Source organism: Bacteroides togonis, from assembly GCF_900130135.1.
Taxonomy (GTDB): Bacteria; Bacteroidota; Bacteroidia; order Bacteroidales; family Bacteroidaceae; genus Bacteroides; species Bacteroides pullorum.
The window spans coordinates 1-3,193 of record NZ_LT670828.1 but is presented as its reverse complement, the minus strand read 5'-3'; the positions used below and the strand labels follow the sequence as shown (position 1 = coordinate 3,193).

The following is a 3,193-nucleotide window of genomic DNA, read 5'->3' as shown; positions in this document are numbered from 1 at the left end:
GCAGAACCTTTATACGGCTTACTATTACGACACGCGCGGCCGCGTGACGCAGGCTGTGCAGAGCAACCTGCTGGGCGGTCACGACGTGACGTCGACGGTCTACACCTTCACGGGCAAGCCCGCCGTGGTGAGCCACACGCACACGGCCGGCGGGAAGCCCACACTCACGGAGGTCACCGAGTACACCTACGACCACGCGGAGCGCCTGACGAAGGTGGAGCACACGCTGGGCGGCGTGACGGTGACCTTGGCTGAGAACACTTACGACGAGCTGGGCAGGCTGCAAAGCATGTCTCCGCACGGCAACGCCTCCCAGAAGCTGACCTACGCTTACAACCTGCGCGACTGGCTGACGGGTATCAGCGGGAGCAAGTTCTCACAGAACCTATATTACAACACCGGGAACGGTACTCCCTGCTACAACGGAAACATCAGCGGCATGACGTGGCAGGCGGGTAATGAGACAACGCCCCGCGGCTACAAGTTCACCTACGACGGACTGAACCGTCTGCTGGATGCGGTCTATGGCGAAGGTACTTCGCTAAGCAGCAACGCGGGCCGTTTCACCGAGAAGGTGACAAGTTACGACAAGAACGGGAACATCCTCAGCCTTCAACGCTACGGGCAGACGGGGGCTTCGTCCTACGGTTTGATAGACAACCTGACCTTTACGCTCGACGGCAACCAACTGAACCGCGTGGATGACGCAGTGACGGCATCCGCCTACAACAACGGCTTCGAGTTCAAAGATGCTGTAAAGCAGGCCAATGAGTACGCCTACGACGCGAACGGCAATCTGACGAAAGATTTGAACCGTAACATTAGCAATATTCAATATAATTTCTTAAATTTGCCAGGCAAGGTCACGTTCGGTGACGGAAGCACCATTGAATATGTCTATGCCGCGGACGGCACGAAGCTCCGCACGAAGCATGTCATCAACGGTACTACCACCACAACGGACTATTGCGGGAACGTGGTCTATGAAAACGGTGTGCAGAAGCTGCTGCTGACGGAAGCCGGTTACGTCACCCTGGCGGACAAGAAGTATCATTACTACCTGACGGACCATCAGGGGAACAACCGGGTGGTGCTGAATCAGAACGGTACGGTAGAGGAGGTGAACCATTACTATCCCTTCGGAGGACTGTTTGCAAACTCTACGAATGTTCAGCCTTACAAGTACAACGGGAAGGAGCTGGACACGAAGAACGGGCTGAACTGGTACGACTACGGGGCACGACATTACGACCCTGCGCTGGGAAGGTTTATGACTGTTGACCGTTATGCCGAGAAATACTCGTCCATGTCGCCTTACCAGTATGCGGCGAATAATCCGGTAAATATCGTAGATATTAACGGAGATAGTATCATCACAACCCTTACAACGCAGGTTGGTGGAAAAACGGTAAATGTAGACTATACATACCGGACAGATCCGAAAGGAAACTATGGGTTCTTTGACGCACAGGGCAACAAATATTCGGGTGATAATGCTTTCATGAGTAATTTGTCCCAGGCCTTGGCTGATTTGAGGGAAGGAGCCATAGGAAATGCATTAGTCAATGAACTGATAAATAACGAAAGAAAGGTCAACATTGCAAATAGGGACAAGAACGGAGCAGATCCTGGTGGAGCATACGTCACATGGAATACCTCTATTACAAAAGGCGGTTTAAATACTGCCGGTAATACGACTCGCCCCGCTTATATTGGATTAGGCCATGAGCTTGCCCATATACAAGATATTTGGCGAGGAACGTATGATGGAACGACATGGTTTGCGACTTCCGAAAAGAATGTTCCTAATGCAGAGAAATTTGCTACACATGTTGAGAATCAAATAAGAGCGGAACATAATTTACCTTTAAGGAGTTATTATACAGACACGTCATATCCCAAAGCTCGTTTACTTATTCCAAATACTCGAGCAAGTCTGTTCCATAAACAAATGATGACTTTAGGAAATCGTTTAATCCCAACGACTCCTTATGTCTATTGAGAGAACTAGAAAATAAGAAAGTGTGTCAAAGATAATATATATTTAGGTCAATAGCAGTAGAGTTACTGTTTGCTGCATTCAATATGCCAATTGCTATTCAGTACTGAAGATGGATTTGACACACTTTCTTTTATTAACTTTATAAAAAGCGAAACAGCAATGAACAAACTCCTTTTTATCATTTTATTATTGAATACAACTTCTCCCATTTTTGCTCAAAACTGGAATAAACTATCTAGAAAAATAAAGAAAGAACACAAAGCCTATATGGAAAAAGCACTTGGGAAAATAGAATATGATAAAGTATTGGATGAAGATTACCCATCCATTTATCACTTCTATAGAAAACGGTTACATGTTTTTCAAAGACTTCGTGTAAATCCTCAAAATGATACGATTTATATACTAGAGACAGATGCAGACATTTTAAACCATTACAAAACAAGCACTTTATATACCCGGCATAATTTATTATCGTATCAGTTCGATTCTTCAATAAAAAGAAATAAAAAAGATTCTCTTTCTGTAAGCTGTAAACCTTTATATTCCATGTATATGTTACAATTGGCTACTCAATGGAATTTGGATAAGTTAAAAGAAGAAGGTGAAAAACATCATCCCATACCTTATGATTGCATTTGGCTGACTCGAATTGTCTTTAAGGATGGAAAATATGAAATAGATTGTTTCTATTTCAAAGATTTTTTCAATGTCAAACGTGATATTTCCGATGATTATTATTATAAAGCAGTTGATATGGCGACCGTATTAAAAAAAATCTTTCAGATACAATAATTGGAGACGGACACCGTCAGTCCGCTGGTCCGCAGCGTTGACGAGTCGATGGTCCAGAACAGCCAGCGTCTTCGCGAGCTGTACGGCAGTAGCTTCACCCGCCTTTCGGGCAAGGACTATGCGGTGGTGGACAACGACCCCACGGGCCGTGGCGAGACGCTGTACTACGGCGGTGGACTGTCCTACACACGCTCCGTGTCGCATACCCGTGAGGGCTCGTACAACCGGATCCGCCGGACGTCGGTTTCCACCAGCTCCGGCGTTGACGCGCTGACGGAGTACACCTATCCTTTCGACCGCCAGGGTCCGGTAGACCAACTGATGACCTCCGCGCACGACCTCTCCACTCCCGTCGAGGTGAAACAGTATGCCGGTGGGGAGCTGTACCGCACGGTG

3 protein-coding genes are annotated in these 3,193 nt (G+C 47.1%); all 3 read left to right on the top strand.

Annotated elements, in window-relative coordinates; translation table 11 throughout:
• On the top strand, positions 1 to 2,002 hold a 2,002-nt coding region (locus tag BQ8005_RS17120), incomplete at its 5' end, for an RHS repeat-associated core domain-containing protein (protein ID WP_234984104.1).
• 159 nt (positions 2,003 to 2,161) lie between these two features.
• On the top strand, positions 2,162 to 2,797 hold the full coding sequence (locus BQ8005_RS16700) for a hypothetical protein (protein WP_159436300.1): 636 nt from the start codon (positions 2,162 to 2,164) through the stop codon (positions 2,795 to 2,797).
• Positions 2,798 to 3,193: hypothetical protein (locus tag BQ8005_RS17775; protein WP_234984103.1), on the top strand; the 396-nt coding region annotated here is incomplete at its 3' end. It lies immediately after the preceding gene.

What these genes read in the sequence shown, in the direction of transcription:
- BQ8005_RS16700 (WP_159436300.1), top strand. Translation starts at nt 2,162, where the DNA reads ATGAACAAACTCCTTTTTATCATTTTATTATTGAATACAACTTCTCCC.